General features: G+C 30.3%; 14 protein-coding genes and 1 pseudogene. 10 read left to right on the top strand and 5 right to left on the bottom strand.

Features of this window, described 5'->3' with window-relative positions; genetic code table 11:
• A pseudogene (locus FWJ34_RS11995) lies at nucleotides 1–617 on the bottom strand (DNA methyltransferase); the annotation flags it as partial.
• Between the two features lie 154 nt (nucleotides 618–771).
• Entirely contained in the window at nucleotides 772–1,458 is a 687-nt protein-coding gene (locus tag FWJ34_RS11990; RefSeq protein ID WP_308255557.1) for a riboflavin synthase, read from the bottom strand.
• Nucleotides 1,459–1,832: 374 nt separating this feature from the next.
• Between FWJ34_RS11990 and cobA the strand changes: the two genes are divergently transcribed.
• The 3 genes from cobA (at nucleotide 1,833) to FWJ34_RS11975 (ending at nucleotide 3,827) form a co-directional block, all read left to right on the top strand.
• Nucleotides 1,833–2,525, top strand: coding sequence for a uroporphyrinogen-III C-methyltransferase (gene cobA, locus FWJ34_RS11985; protein WP_308255556.1), 693 nt, complete (start codon nucleotides 1,833–1,835; stop codon nucleotides 2,523–2,525).
• Between the two features lie 32 nt (nucleotides 2,526–2,557).
• The gene (locus FWJ34_RS11980) at nucleotides 2,558–3,370 is read left to right on the top strand and encodes a uroporphyrinogen-III synthase (RefSeq protein ID WP_308255555.1); all 813 of its coding nucleotides are present in this window, start codon (nucleotides 2,558–2,560) and stop codon (nucleotides 3,368–3,370) included.
• A gap of 169 nt (nucleotides 3,371–3,539) precedes the next feature.
• Nucleotides 3,540–3,827, top strand: a complete 288-nt coding sequence (locus FWJ34_RS11975) for a hypothetical protein (protein WP_308255554.1) — start codon at nucleotides 3,540–3,542, stop codon at nucleotides 3,825–3,827.
• Nucleotides 3,828–3,991: 164 nt separating this feature from the next.
• Here FWJ34_RS11975 and FWJ34_RS11970 read toward each other — a convergent pair whose 3' ends face one another.
• Entirely contained in the window at nucleotides 3,992–5,413 is a 1,422-nt protein-coding gene (locus FWJ34_RS11970) for a GTP-binding protein (protein WP_308255553.1), read from the bottom strand.
• 329 nt (nucleotides 5,414–5,742) lie between these two features.
• Between FWJ34_RS11970 and urtC the strand changes: the two genes are divergently transcribed.
• Nucleotides 5,743–6,882 carry an urea ABC transporter permease subunit UrtC gene (gene urtC / locus FWJ34_RS11965; protein ID WP_308255552.1) on the top strand — a complete coding sequence of 380 codons (1,140 nt, stop codon included), beginning with the start codon at nucleotides 5,743–5,745 and terminating at the stop codon, nucleotides 6,880–6,882.
• Between the two features lie 31 nt (nucleotides 6,883–6,913).
• Here the strand turns inward: urtC and FWJ34_RS11960 are convergent, their stop codons facing one another.
• Nucleotides 6,914–7,195, bottom strand: a complete 282-nt coding sequence (locus FWJ34_RS11960) for a YiaA/YiaB family inner membrane protein (RefSeq protein WP_308255551.1) — start codon at nucleotides 7,193–7,195, stop codon at nucleotides 6,914–6,916.
• A gap of 173 nt (nucleotides 7,196–7,368) precedes the next feature.
• Here FWJ34_RS11960 and FWJ34_RS11955 point away from each other — a divergent pair, with 173 nt between their 5' ends.
• The 5 genes from FWJ34_RS11955 (at nucleotide 7,369) to FWJ34_RS11935 (ending at nucleotide 13,384) form a co-directional block, all read left to right on the top strand.
• Nucleotides 7,369–7,731, top strand: coding sequence for a response regulator (locus FWJ34_RS11955; protein WP_308255550.1), 363 nt, complete (start codon nucleotides 7,369–7,371; stop codon nucleotides 7,729–7,731).
• A gap of 173 nt (nucleotides 7,732–7,904) precedes the next feature.
• Complete coding sequence (locus tag FWJ34_RS11950) at nucleotides 7,905–8,078, top strand: DUF4926 domain-containing protein (protein WP_308255558.1); 174 nt, start codon at nucleotides 7,905–7,907, stop codon at nucleotides 8,076–8,078.
• 131 nt (nucleotides 8,079–8,209) lie between these two features.
• Nucleotides 8,210–9,754 carry a hypothetical protein gene (locus tag FWJ34_RS11945; protein ID WP_308255549.1) on the top strand — a complete coding sequence of 515 codons (1,545 nt, stop codon included), beginning with the start codon at nucleotides 8,210–8,212 and terminating at the stop codon, nucleotides 9,752–9,754.
• A gap of 99 nt (nucleotides 9,755–9,853) precedes the next feature.
• Nucleotides 9,854–11,524 (top strand): glycosyltransferase, encoded by a 1,671-nt coding sequence (locus tag FWJ34_RS11940; RefSeq protein ID WP_308255548.1) that lies wholly within the window; start codon nucleotides 9,854–9,856, stop codon nucleotides 11,522–11,524.
• A 309-nt stretch (nucleotides 11,525–11,833) separates the two neighbouring features.
• Nucleotides 11,834–13,384 (top strand): glycosyltransferase family 4 protein, encoded by a 1,551-nt coding sequence (locus tag FWJ34_RS11935; RefSeq protein ID WP_308255547.1) that lies wholly within the window; start codon nucleotides 11,834–11,836, stop codon nucleotides 13,382–13,384.
• Between the two features lie 243 nt (nucleotides 13,385–13,627).
• On the opposite strand, the gene FWJ34_RS11930 is transcribed toward FWJ34_RS11935, so the two are convergent.
• Complete coding sequence (locus FWJ34_RS11930; RefSeq protein ID WP_308255546.1) at nucleotides 13,628–14,143, bottom strand: response regulator; 516 nt, start codon at nucleotides 14,141–14,143, stop codon at nucleotides 13,628–13,630.
• Nucleotides 14,144–14,336: 193 nt separating this feature from the next.
• On the opposite strand from FWJ34_RS11930, the gene FWJ34_RS11925 reads away from it, so the two are divergent.
• The gene (locus tag FWJ34_RS11925; protein ID WP_308255545.1) at nucleotides 14,337–15,098 is read left to right on the top strand and encodes a DUF2993 domain-containing protein; all 762 of its coding nucleotides are present in this window, start codon (nucleotides 14,337–14,339) and stop codon (nucleotides 15,096–15,098) included.
• Nucleotides 15,099–15,206: the final 108 nt, after the last annotated feature.

The following is a 15,206-nucleotide window of genomic DNA, read 5'->3' as shown; positions in this document are numbered from 1 at the left end:
CCTCCAGAATTGGTAACAATGGGTTTTCCAGAGTTGGTAACAATGGGCTTAAGCCCCCTGCCTGATGATATATCTGAGTCTAGGAGATCTTGACTATCAATCAGTTTTCTGAGACTATCTATTATAGTGGGTAAATCTTGACTAAAATTGGCGATCGCCTGACGAAAATCTTTAACTTCTGCCCTTTCATAGTCTAAAAATTGGTTAAGTAAAGCATCCAAAGCGTCATCATCCTCTAGGTTAATCCGTAGAGATTCTGTGCCATTTTGGATTAAGACAGCAGTTTTGCTATCCTCAAATAAAATATTGTCGGTAGGATAGCCTTTCTTAAATTTTGCTTCAATTTCAGCATCTAAACTATCCTTTTCGTCTTTAGCTTCCCAATATCCCCAATCCAGTCTTAAAGCATCTTTAACAATACCATCAAGGCGTATGGATTTATTTAATCTACTATTAATAGTTAACTCCTCTACCAATAAAAAATCTTTGGGCTTACAATAACCATTTAACAGAGTAGCAAAAGCATATCTAATAGAGCTTTCATTGTGACTACCACCACCATAACGTTTTCTGGTTTCTAAATCTCGACGATATTGATTGATGAGAGAATAGGACATAATTTATTTAAGAATGAAATAAGTAATATTAATTATGATCAATAGACTTCTCCAGAAATTAAAAATTAAATTAATTTAAGTATTGAAATTATCAAAATAGGATATTTTATCGTCAATTAATCAACGTGTTTCAATAATTATTGGAGATGTCTAATTAATAGCCGTTTTGTGCTAAAAAATCTAAAGTAATATCTTCTTGAATAGGTTGTTTGCCAAAACGATGACTGATTAATCTATCTACATACTTACCTAAAATATCGCTTTCTAAATTAACCCAATCTCCTGCTTGAAGTTGAGACAAATTAGTTTCGCTATAGCTATGGGGAATTACCGCTACTTTAAACCAATTACCATTTATATCACAATCAGCGATCGTCAAGCTAATACCATTAACGGCAATACTAGCTTTAGAAAAGATATAAGGAGAAACATAGGTTTGCCATTGGTTTTTTAATTCCTCTGGTGCAGTAAAAATCATTTCCCATGATTGTTGACAATTTACTGATTCTACTAAACATCCTATACCATCTACATGACCACTAACAAAATGTCCACCAATTTTACTACCTACTCTTAAAGAAGTTTCCAGATTAACATTCTTTTCTTTTTGGATATTTTTAGCTAAAGTTGTGCGTTGTAAAGTTTCAGGGGATGCAGTGGCAATAAAACCTGAGTCGAAAATTTTTTCGACAGTTAAACAAATTCCGTCAACAGCGACACTATCACCAATGGCTAAATCTTGACAAATAATTGCTTGATTTTTTTGGTGAATATTAATGGCAAATAAATTATTTCCTAAAGATTTTATCTTGCCGATGCCTTGTATTAATCCAGTAAACATAAAAGGGTGTTAGGTATTAGAAATTTGGTATGAGAAATACAGAGGATAAACCCCCCTGAAATAAATTTTAAAGCTAAAAATCAGCGTTCAATAAATTGAACAAAAAAGTCATATAATCTAAAGTTAATAGTTCATTTTAATAAAGATTATCTGTGGTAAAAAGTAAAATTTATTTTAAAGTGGGTTTTAAATAAATGTGCAAAATCTAAATATTAAGTGCCTAGACAAAATTAATTGTATATAGGCAATAATAATGCAAGGCAGGGGTTTAAACTCCTTGTTATTATGGATTTGAAAAAAGTAAGATGCAGTATTAATTTAGTTTACCTACTTACTCATTACTTAGAGTGATGTGCAAGATTCAAAAATAAATTATGACAGTATATTTTGTTGGTGCTGGGATTGGTGGTGTTGATTATCTTACAGTAAAAGCCTTTAAAATTATCTCTGAAGCTGAGGTTATTATTTATGATGCTTTAGTTGATACTCAAATTTTAGATTTAACTTCTCCTCAATGTATTAAGATTTGTGTCGGTAAAAGAGGAGGGAAAATTAGTACATCCCAAGAAACTATTAATGAGTTATTAGTTACCTATACTCAACAATATGATAAGGTTATTCGTCTTAAAAGTGGTGATTGCGGTGTTTTTGGGCGGATTAATCCAGAATTAAAGGCTTTACAAATTATTAATGCTGATATTGAAATTATACCCGGTATTTCTTCGGCTCTAGCTGTACCTTTATTGGCTAATATTATGCTAACGGAAAAAAATGATAGTCGTTGTGTAACTATTGTCACTGGACATGATCCTGATAGTTTAAATTGGTCAATTCTTAGTCAAGTTGATACTTTAGTTATTTTAATGGGCGCTAAGAATTTGTCAATTATCATCGAAAAGTTACAATTATATGGTCGATCGCCAGATTTTCCCATTGTCATTATTAAAGATGGTGGCACTAATCAACAACAAGTATGGAAAGGAAGGTTAGATAATATTTTAAAAAAAACCCTTAATATTTCTTTATCTCCTTGTATCATCGTTATCAGTAAAGTCGTTAATAATTAGTAATGAGTAATTGTTAAAAATCAACTGACAAAATGATTAACTATAAAAAATCTTATCCTCTAGCAGGAGAAACTATTTTAGTAACTCGTGCGGCTTCTGCTAACAGTCAATTTCGAGAAATGTTGGAAACAAAAGGTGGTATTGTTTTAGAGTTTCCCGCTTTAGTGATTAAACCTCCTTCAACTTGGCAAAAATTAGATCAGGCGATCGCCAATTTGACAGAATATGACTGGTTAATCTTAACATCAGCTAATGGAGTAGAATATTTTTTTCAAAGATTATATCATCTAGGGAAAGATAAAAATGACTTACATACCATAAAAATTGCCGTAGTCGGCACGACAACTGAGCAATATTTACAACAATATGATTTAAAAGCCGATTTTATTCCCCCTGATTTTATTGCTGACTCTTTAGTCAAAAATTTTCCTGAAAAATTATCACAACAAAAAATATTATTTCCGAGAGTCGAAAGCGGTGGTAGGGAAATTTTAGTGCAAGAATTAAGTCAAAAAGGCGCAAAAATAACAGAAATACCAGCTTATCAGTCAGGATGTCCAGATTTTATCGATGAAACGGCTTGGGATGCTATCAGAAATGAAGTTATTAGTATTATTACCTTTGCCAGTTCTAAAACCGTTAAAAACTTTTATGATTTAGTCACTAAAGCTATTATCGATCATCCTCATCTTAATATTCATTCTCTCTTAAAAGACGTTACTATCGCCTCTATTGGACCACAAACTTCCCTTACTTGTCAAGAATTGTTAAAAAGAGTTGATATTGAAGCTAAAGAATACACTCTTGAAGGATTAGTAAATGCCATCATCACTTTTGTGGCATAAGGCATAAGTAGAATCTGCTCAATTAATCAGGAAGCTATCATAATCAAAGGTAAAGAATTTAGAATTTAAAATTTAGAATTTAGAATTTAGAATGAAGATTTTACCATTGCCTATTACCCATTGCCTATTCATTTAGGATTGCTACACTTCAGTTTTGACTTATTAATCTATGGGTTTTTCCTTAAAAACTATTTTATCAGTTTCTTTCTTATTACCAGTACTAATTACTGCTACTTCTGTCAGTAGTGTTTCTCTCTGGTTTAGTCAAAAAGCAGTCAATAATCTGGCGTATCAGTTAATGACTCAAAATAGCGATCGAATCTTAGATAATGTTAAAACATTTTTAGCACGACCACAACAAATAACCCAAACCATAGAAAACTTAATTACGGCTAACACTTTAGACTTAAAAACCGAAAATATGGATAAGTGGTTGCCTTTTCTGTGGGAAGAATAGACCTCTTGCAAAACTAAAATAAGCAATATATTTTTGATGATGTGGTGACAGTTTTTCTATTTTTTTTATTTTCATAAGCCAATCTTATCTTTTTTTTGGTGCGATCGCTTATAATAACAAATTATGACCCTCTATTTTTGTGTCAACTCAATTTTGCAAGAGATCTATTTTTTAATTTTCGCTTTTAACTCCCATTTAATCCGGTTTAAAATTGAAGTCTCATCTAAAGAATTAATGATCTTTTCTACTACTGCTAAAGGACCACTTTCTCCCCAAGATGCACCGTTAGCAAGATAAACTTTTGTCACTTGTCCGATAGCATATGTAGATACTCCAGCGATCGCTCCTTGTGTAATAGCCACAGACAGAAAAGGAACTACGCTTAAACCGCCAGACACGGGAGTAGCTAATCCTAACAAGCCTTTCAGAGAACTTAAACCAAAAGTTACTAATATATCACTAGCAGTAATTCCTCCTAAACTTATAGCGATTTTTTGCAATAGTTTGACGGCACTTTGTTGAGTCATGGAAATACCATAAACATGAGAAAGAGTTAAAATCATGGCAACATCAATAATTGCACCAGTAAATAAATCAAAAGCGGTAACAGGATTAAAAGCGATGGCAGTAGCTTTTGTCATGACAGTTTTTTGAATAATTTTTTCGGCTTCGGCTTCCCGACAAATAAGTTTTTGTTGTACTAATTTTTCGTGAATTTCTCCTGTAAATAACATAGTATTCAAAGCAACCAAAGATTTTCCTTCTTGGTGGAGAATTTGTAAAATTTTGACTTGTAAATCTTGAATTTCAGGTTTTCCCCGTTGACGAGTAATACTAATTTTCCCTTGCTTATCTTTAACACTGGTAACAATTAAAGGAGAAGACGCAACCATCACAATTTCATCTGGAGACAATAACTCTCTCACTCGAATATCCCTTATGGTAGAATAAATTTCGTAACGATCAGCATCAGGATATTGATCAATTTTATTGAAGACTAATAATATTGGTTTTCCTACTTCCCGTAACTGGCATAGGGCTTGATATTCAACTCTGGTAATATCACCGGCAATGATGAATAAAATTAAATCAACTTGAGTCGCAATTTGATGGGCAAGAATTTCTCTAGTTTCTCCATCTATTTCATCAATACCCGGAGTATCAATTAATTGAATTTGCACATTTTCTACCGCTTTAATTAAACGTTGCACTTTTTGTTGACTATCGCCGATATTTTCCTTTTTTAAATGCCAATTTGTTTGCTCTTTTTCACGAGTGACACCATGTAAAGGACCAGTAACAAAAATTTCCTGCCCCACTAAGGCATTTAAAACACTAGATTTTCCCCTGCCAACCATGCCAAAAGCAGCAATTTGGATAACAGAATTTTCTAATTTTTGCAACATTTGGCTTAAATATTCAATATCAGTTTCTAAGCCTTGTTTTTCCTCTTCTTTTAAATCAATATTCAGTATTAAATTTTTTAAAGATTCTTTTGCTTGTTTATAATTAATTTCTCCTTGCAAATGAGCAAAATCGAGAATTGTAATTTCCCAGTCTTCTTCTTGCCATTGCCATTCATTCATGCCTTTTTCCACTTAAAAGTATATCAAAAAAATCCGAAATATATTGTAGAAATTTATTTATTAATCTTGATAATATTTATTTATAACTAAATTAATTTTATTAACTGTAATATTTTTTTGTTCTGATTTAAGATAAATTATTAATCATAAAATACTTATTTCTGATTCTTCTCATCTTTCGACATGAAGTTAAATTAATCATAGCTTTTTTCTCTATAGAATAGCTATAATTCCTCTTTTTGTATTGAAAACTACTAAATAGCGATCTTAGTTTATTGATAATATGGTGCATAAATTGTGAATTTTAGTCATTAAATGGTAACTATACAATGGTAAATAATACCCTTGCTCAAATTAGGCAAAATAAAAAACAACAATTCTTCATCGAAATAGGTGTAATCATCGCTATACTAATTCTTTTCGTGATAATTTTACCTTTAATAGTTAGTCCCTTTAGATTACAATTATTAGGAAGATTTTTAGCTTTAGCTATTGTCGGCCTTGGAATTGATTTGATTTGGGGTTACACAGGATTACTTAGTTTAGGCCATGGAATTTTCTTTGCCCTAGGAGGTTACGCCTTTATGATGCACGTTAAACTACAAATACCTTCAGGAGAATTACCCGAATTTTTTAATCTCTATGGAGTTACAGAGTTACCTTTCTTTTGGCAACCTTTTCACTCTTTTCCTTTTACTTTTATTGCCATCTTTATTATTCCTGCTATTGTAGCAGGTTTATTGGGATATTTAGTCTTCCGTAATCGTATTAAAGGGGTATATTTTTCCATCTTAACTCAAGCCGCATTAATTGTATTTTATAATTTTTTCAATGGACAACAAAAATTAATTAACGGTACAAATGGTTTAAAAGTTGATAAAGAAACTCTCTTTGGCTTTCTCATCAGTGCCCCTTCTACTCAAGTAGTTTTTTATCAATTTACCATTATTTTTTTACTCTTATCTTACCTTCTTTGTCGTTGGTTAACTAGTGGCAGATTTGGCAAATTGTTAATTGCTATTCGAGATGATGAAAATAGGGTAAGATTTTCCGGATATGATCCTACTTGGTTTAAAGTTTTAGTTTTTGCTGTTTCGGGAGCGATCGCTGGAATTTCAGGGGCATTATATACAGTGCAAACAGCTATTATTACCCCTAGCATTATGGAAGTAGCTTTCTCTATTGAGATGGTGATATGGGTTGCCGTTGGCGGTAGAGCAACTTTATTAGGAGCAATTATCGGCACATTATTAGTAAGATTAGGACAAAGTTTTTTAAGTGAACAATTTCCAGATATTTGGCTCTTTTTTCAAGGAGCTTTATTCTTAATAGTAGTAACAATTTTACCTAACGGTATCGTTGGTTGGTGGCACAATTGGGCATGGATAAAACTCAAATCAATTTTTGGTTTAAACCCTCCCTTAATTACCTATCCTTCTTTAGAAAAAAACCCCGAAGAAAGTCCATAATTTACAATTAATAATTAGCAATTAATCTTTTTTAATTAATCTGATTATGTTCGGCTAAAATTCTCTCGACTTTAGCTTCTTCAAGTTTAGCAATAATTCGACTAGATTCATGAAGATCTCTTTGAGTTTTTGTAAGACTAACTGTTGAGCCGATGGAAAAAAGTAATCCCATACCCATATAACCTTTAATCCATATATCCACTGGTAAATAAATTATCCCGATGGAAGTCGCACCAATAGACAAGATAAAAGACAACCAAGTTTGAATAACCCATGCACTACTATGACTTTGATTAAAATTCTCTTTTCCCATGATTAATAAACATCTAAAATAAATTTTATATGATGATTATAGTAATCAGTTTTTTTCTTTGGTTTAATAAATAGACACTTTTTGAATTGGACAAATTCTGAAAAAAGTTGCATCGATTTTCCCAGAAATAGGTTATGATTAACTTTAAAAAATGTGCAAATTTAAGAACATTTATGAACATTTTAGTAGTCGATGATTTAAAGTCACAATTAGACTTAATCAGTGAATATTTAACTTCTGTTGGCTATACCGTTGCTACCGCTACAAACGCAAAAGAAGCATTAGTCAAAATTTCAGAACATAAACCCGATCTTATTATTACTGATTGGATGATGCCCGAAATGAGCGGTTTAGATTTATGTCGGCAACTCAAAAAAAATTCGGAAACAGCAACTATTCCTGTCATTGCTTGTACAGCTAAAGATAAAGATGTTGATCGAATTTGGGCAAAAAAACAAGGCGTAAAGGCTTATTTAGTCAAACCTTGTTCTAAAGAAGAATTAATTAGTGCTGTAGATTTAATCGTCTCTAGTTAATTAATCCCAAGTCATAAGCACTCGACGCATTTAATTTACATTTTTGATTAATTCTTAACAAGGTAAGGGGCTTAAACCCCTTGTTACCTCACGCTCTTTCAAGTAAAAAATTAGATTGATTGAGATCAAATTGGAGTAAGACACACAAAGATTTTTTTCTATATTAAAAAAAAATAATTTTACGAAAAGGGCAAGTAAGAACTATAGTAGAAATTTATCCTGAATTAAAAGCATTTGAGGTAGAATTTTCTGATAAACATGGACAAACTTATGGTTTAATTTCTTTGGAGATTTATCAATTAATGTTACTTTATCCTGATAATTCTAATCTTAGTTTAGTTGGGTAAATGTTGCAAAATAAATCATTTTTTCCTCTAATTCTGAAGGATATACTGGTAATTAAATTCTTTTATTTGAATCGGAGAGAGATTAAGGCTTTAGCCTTTACTACTAACCTATAATATAATTATATTTAATAATGAATAATATTGACTTAAATAAGAAAAATAAGATAAGTTTTAAGAATAAAGTTTTACAACAATTTAAGGAGGAAGATTATTCTAAAATTGCTGTTTTAATTAGTAATGAGTATGAAGGATTTTCTCGTAATGGTGGTATTGGTACTTATTATACTAGCTTAAGTCAAAAGTTAGCTCAAGCTGGTTGGGCTGTAATTTTAATTCTTTGTCAAAGTGATGAAAAATATGAGGGAAAATCTCATATTCGGGCATTAAAACATATTTTTTCTATTTCAGAAGTTGAGGATGTTTTAAATTTAACACAAGAACATAAATTTATTTTAAATCAAGCTAAGAAAGATTACTATTTTAAATATCAAAGTGTGGGAAGTTGGCTTTATAGTCAAGGTTTTTCTAATACTTTTAAAGATAGTAAAATTTATATAGAATTTCCTGATGTTAATGGATTTGGCTATGATACTATTCAAGCAAAAAAAGCGAATTTGTTAGGGAAAAATTCCTTGACAAATATCACTATTCATGGTTGTTTTGAATGGGTTTTTGAGGCTAATGATAGTATCAATAAAGAGGATTGGTTTAATCAATCTTGTCATCGAGAGCAAGTTGCTTATGAGAATGTTGATTTAGCTTTTTTCCCTTCTTTTTTCTTAAAAAATAAAGTTGAATCCTACGGTTGGCAAACGAATCATGCCCATAATCGTCCTTATTTTGTCCCGATTCAACCTATCTTAACTTATGATAAAGTTGATCAAGAATTAGCTAAATATAACTTGTTAGGAATGACAAGTCAAGAAGAAAGATCTTATGTAAAATATTATGCTGAAAACGATTATACTGGACAAGGTGAAATTGTTGATTTAGGTTGTTGGTTAGGTTCGTTAACTTTACCTTTAATTTTAGGTTTAAATAATAATAAGCAGGTTAATTCAACAGATATAAAAATTCATGCTTATGATTTATTTCGGTGGAAATCATGGATGAATTTAGAAGTTATCGGCACTGATTTAGAAAATAAATATCAAAATGAAGATAGTTTTTTAGATAGTTTTTTAGCACAAATCAACCCCTATGAAGATAAAATAAAAGTTTATGAAGGGGATTTAATGACTATGAGTTGGAATAAAGATAAACCTATCGAATTTTTAGTTATTGATGCCATGAAAAAATGGAATTTAACTAATTATATTCTTAAGAAGTTTTTCCCTTCTTTAATTCCTAATATCTCTGTGATTCACCATCAAGATTTTTGTCATTATCGTTGCAGTTGGATTCATTTAATTATGTATCGTTTTAAAGAATATTTTGAGCCTATCATCTATGTGCCAAAAGGTTCGGTTATGTTTAAATATATTAAGAGCATTCCTGATGAATTTTTAACCAAAACTTATGATTTCAGCGATTTTTCTCCTTCAGAAATTAATCAAGCCTTTGACTATTCCTCTAGTATTGTACCTTTTCCGGCTAAGGCGAATATTATGGCGGCTAAAATAATGTTATATATTCATATGGGAGATATGGAACAAGCAAAAAAAGAGTTACACTAGGTAAAACAAACTACCGTTTATCAACCTGATACTGATTTATCTATAGTAGAAAATTTATTAATTAGTTAACTTTATTTGCACAAAAATTATCTTAAAATTATGTCACAAGAATCTTTAAATTTTGAAAAAAAAGAGCTAATTTCTTTAGTTTTTTTTGGACGTTTAGAAGAAAGAAAAGGTTTATGTACTTTTATCTCTGCTGTTAAGGTTTTACCGAAAAAATGGCAAGAAAAAATTAATATTATTTTCATGGGAAAAGTTGTACCTTTATATTCAGCAGAATTAAAACATCTTAATAGTGAACAATATATTCAACAAGAATTAAATGATACTATTAGTTACGAAATAATCGGCAATTTTTATAGTCAGCAGGCGATCGAATATATTAGGAAATTAGATCATGCTATAGTATGCTTAACTAGCCCTCAAGAAAATTTCCCCAATACAGCGCTAGAAATGGGACAATTACCTGTAAGTTTGGTGGTATCAGATACGGGGGGGTTTCGAGAAACATTACAATTAGTACAACGCACGGAAGGATTATACTGGTTTAAACCAAAAGATGCTGATTCTTTAACGGAAAAATTAGAAGAAGCATTAACCGATTATCCTCTCACTCCAAAAGTTGCCGAAAAAAGCACTTTAGAAAATCTTAATCAAAAATTATTAGCAGAAAAAATAGCTTATATTGACAAGGCTTTTGCGGAAATAAAAACTATTGAAAAACCAAAAAATAAAGTAACTTTAGCAATAATTTCTCAAAATCAAGGAAAATATTTAGTAGATTGTCTTAGTAGCATTGAAGCTCAAACTTATCCTTATTTAGATGTTCTTATTATTGATGATAATTCTCAAGATTCTGATAGTAAAGATTTATTTATTCATGCACAATCTTTGTTTCCTAATTTTAAATTTATTGCCCATGAAAAAACTAAAGGTATCGGTGCAATTAAGAATCATCTTTTAGAAATTTCTGGGGGAGATTTTTTCTTGTCTTTTAATCCTCAAGTCACATTTTTTCCTCAAAGCATCGAAAAATTTATCGAAACTGCTATTAATGCTAATGCTTCTATTGTCACCAGCGCACAAAAAGAAATTGGAGCCGTCGATCGCATTGTTAGTTATAGTGGAGGAACATTGCCCACGATGATGAAAGGAAATGTTTATGGGGGAGAATGTTGTTTATTTTCCCGTGCATTATTAAATAAATTTCCCTATACAGAAGACAAAGACATTGATAGCCAGAATTGGGAAATAATCACCGCCGCCATTGTTACGGGAGAAAAGATAGTTTACTATCCCTATCCTTTATATGAATACTTTGTCACCGTCGAGTATTCCATAAATCAGGAAATGTCAGCTAAAGCGAAATACTCCTTACGTCAGTTTTTAGCGAAAATTCCTCCTGAAAAATGGACAAAAAGACAAATATATATGTTAATGACAGCAGTGCAACAACTGCAAGATTTACCCTCACAAATGTCTAACTTACAATGGCAGTTACAAAAAACGATAAAACAGTTACAAAAATGTGAAAATCATGTTTATCAATTAGAAAATAACTCTTCTGATGAGAATAGTCTCCCACAAGTTAGTTATTTTGATGAATTAAGATACGAAAATAATAAAAATAAAATACAAGAATTAGAAAATCGATTAAAAGAAGCTAACGAAAGAATTGCCGCTATGGAAACTAGTAAATTTTGGAGTTTACGGCAAAAATGGTTTAAAGTAAAAAAAACCTTTGGCTTACCTGTTGATGAGGAATGAGAAATGAGAAATGAGAAATGAGGAATGAGGAATGAGGAATAAAAAAGCAAAAAGTCAACCTGTCAGCTAGTCTTAAGAGTCTTCTAGTCTTCTAGTCTTCTCATCTTACAGCAGTTTTCAGATCAATGAACCACAATTCTTATTATAAAGGTAGGGCGATGCACTGCCCACAATTTGAGGGTGTGGTTTACCAAATTGAAAAGCGCTGTAAGAGTCTTCTAGTCACCTAATCTTAAGAGTCACCTAGTCTTAAGAGTCACCTCATCCTCCATTCCCTTCCCACTTTTTTGACGCAACCCCTAAATATAAATGAAAATAACACATTTAAGTACTTTTGATATTGCAGGAGGTGCAGCTAGAGCAACTTATAGATTACATGAAGGTTTATTAAAAATAGGAGAAGAATCGCAAATATTGAGTTTATATAAAACATCTTCCGATAATCATGTTTTAGAATATAAACCTCATCAATCCGAAAATAATCTTGATTCTATTTATTGTAATTATATTCAAAATCATTATATTAATAATAATAGAACTTCTATTTCTAATACTTTATTTTCTTTAGGTTACTCTGGTGTTAATGTTAACAAATTACCGTCAATTATTAATAGTGATATTCTTAATTTACATTGGATAACCAGTGGTTTTCTCTCACCTTTAACTATTAAAAATTTACTGGATTTAGGGAAACCTGTAGTTTGGACACTTCATGATATGTGGCCGTTTACAGGAGGTTGTCACTATACAGCAGGATGTCAAGGTTATGAAAATAATTGTTTGAATTGTCTTCAACTTTCTGAAGATATTTTTCAATTACCGCATCATCTTTTACAAGAAAAAATAGAATTTTTTAATCATCCTAATTTAGTTATAGTTACCCCCAGTCAATGGTTAGCTGAATGTGCAAAAAAAAGCCAAGTTTTTCGTCATAACAGAATTGAAGTTATACCTTATTCTTTAAATACTCATGTTTTTAAACCCTTGAATAAAAAAGAAGCAAAAAAAATTTTAAATCTTAATTCTGATGACATTATTTTATTAGTAGGTGCAGTTATAGGCAAAGAAAAGAGAAAAGGATTTATCGAATTAATTAATAGTTTAAAAATATGCCAAAATAATCATCAATTTTCAGAGTTAATTAATAATAATCGTTTAAAAATTTGTTGTTTTGGTGAACTAAATGAGGCATTTAAAGGGTTAGGAGGAATAGAAGTAATTTCTTTAGGTAATATTAAATCTGATGAAAAATTAAGTTTAATTTATTCGGCAGCAGATGTTTTTATTCTTCCTTCTTTAGAAGATAATTTTCCTAATACAATGTTAGAATCTATGAGCTGTAGCACTCCAGTTATTGCTTTTAATATAGGAGGAATCCCTGATTTAATTGAAGATGAAATTTCAGGGATGATTGTACCTTATAATAATATTCAATTAATGAGTGCTAAAATTATACAACTAATTAATGATAGACCATTATGTGAAAGTATGGGTAAAAAATCAAGAGAAATAATTATCAACAATTATGAATTATCAATTCAGGCTAATAATTATCAAAAATTATACCAAGAATTAATGAATAGTTTATCTATAAATCAAAAACAATCTGCTGTATTTTCTTCTTCAACTACTATGGATAATAAAGGGAAATATTTTGAAAAAATTTACACAAATTTAGCCTTATACTCTATGGAAAAAGAATTACAAACTACCGAGAAAAAACTTAATAAGACTGAAGAAAAACTTTTAGAAGCAAAAAAAGTTATAAGTGAATACCAAGAGACAATCACAGCCATGGAAAGTAGTAAATTTTGGAGTTTACGCAAAAAATGGTTTGAAATCAAAAATTATTTCCGCTAAAATATAGCTATTTTAAATCATTCGTCAAGAATTAAAGATTAAAAAATAAATCTGTAAATCTTACTATACCGTCAAAGCTGATAGCTGATAGCTAACGCCTCTAAAAATCTCACAACTCACATAAGATTGCTATATAGCTATTTTAAAGAGAAAAACTAAACTTTTTGCGTTTGAAGTAAATCTCTCCCAATTTCATTTATCCAATCCCAAACAGATAGATTCCATTACCTTTATTTGAGAGTCTTAATCATTTTTTTTGCTGTTTTTGGCATTTTTGAGAATTTTAATTTCTTCTGTTAATTCAAGAATACGCTTGGTTTGATTTTTTAAGATTAACTGTGTAGCCACCCTGATTAATAACTCTGGTTTTTTAAAAGGTTTTGTGACATAATCAGAAGCACCTAATTTGTATGCTTGTATTAAATGATGTTCTTCTTGACTAGCAGTAAGAAAAATAATAGGAATATCTTTTGTTTTAGGAGAAGATTTTAATAAATAACAAGCATCAAAACCGTTTAAAATAGGCATCAAAACGTCTAACAAAATTAAGTCGGGACAAATTCTTCCTATTTCTGGTATGGCTTTAGTAATGTCTGTTTCTGTTAAAATATTAAAACCTTGATTATTCAAAAAAATACTAACTAAATCTAAATTCAAAGGTTGATCATCAACGATATAAATAAGACATGAGTTTTTTTTTTCATTTAATATTTTAACTCCTTTATCAATCTTTTCCTTAATAGTTACATGGGCAGTCATATTATGTTTAGGTTTAAATTAAAAATATTTTTGAAAATTTATAATCAACGAATTTACTCCCTTTAATTAAGATTTATTCCGTGTTATAGTTAATAAGAGAATTGACTTTTGAATCTAAATTTATCTTGAAAAATAACTTGTTAGTAATAATGTATGGGATATGGAAATTTTTGTGATCTTTAATACCATTATAATGTCTCTCTTATCACCTTTTGGATTAATCCTTAATAATTCTTTAATCAATGTAATTAGTAATACATCTGAAAATGTTGAAAATGTAAAGATAAGAGTTAATAGTATTCCTACTCATCAACTACTGAAAGGAGAAGTTGATTCTCTTCAAATTAGTCTCAAACAGTGGCAACCACAGCCAAATATTCGGATAGAATTGTTAGAATTGGAAACGGATTCGGTTAAGTTAAATTTGCCAGAAATTAGGCACATAAAGTTAGATAATTGGCAAAAATCCTTAAAATCCCCTTTAAACATGGGTTATCGTCTTATTTTAACCGAAAATGATCTAAATAACTTGATTAAATCTCCCCAAGCAGAATCGATTATTGCTAAAGTTGGTGGTAATTCTCAAGAGTCACAATTTCAAATTATTTCCCTTACTTTCAATTTATTGCCCAATAATCGTATTGCCATTGATACAAAATTAAAATTTCCTACTCGAACAGAAGAATTATTAAATGTTAACCTAGAATTTAGTTTACAGTTAATTAAAGGTCATACGCTGAAAATTAATGATATTCAAGGAACATTAAATAATAGACGACTATCATCTAAGCTACTACAAGGATTTGCTGATAACATAAATACTCAGTTGAATCTCCGCAATTTAGAAAAATCAGGTATTACTATGAGACTTTTGCAATTAAATATCAATGAAAATAATTTAGAAATCACCGGTTTTCTCCATCTTCAACCACAACTATCTCACAGTAATTTATAATTTTCATTAAGTTCAAATATAATTTTAAAATATAAAATATTTAATAACTATTATGGCAGAAAATCAAAAAGAAAATTCTTTTTTTACCACTAAAGCGATCGCACCTTT

It is taken from the genome of Geminocystis sp. GBBB08, from assembly GCF_016743215.1.
Lineage (GTDB): Bacteria > Cyanobacteriota > Cyanobacteriia > Cyanobacteriales > Cyanobacteriaceae > Geminocystis.
The sequence above is the reverse complement of the archived record's forward strand: the minus strand, read 5'-3'. Positions and strand labels throughout refer to the sequence as shown.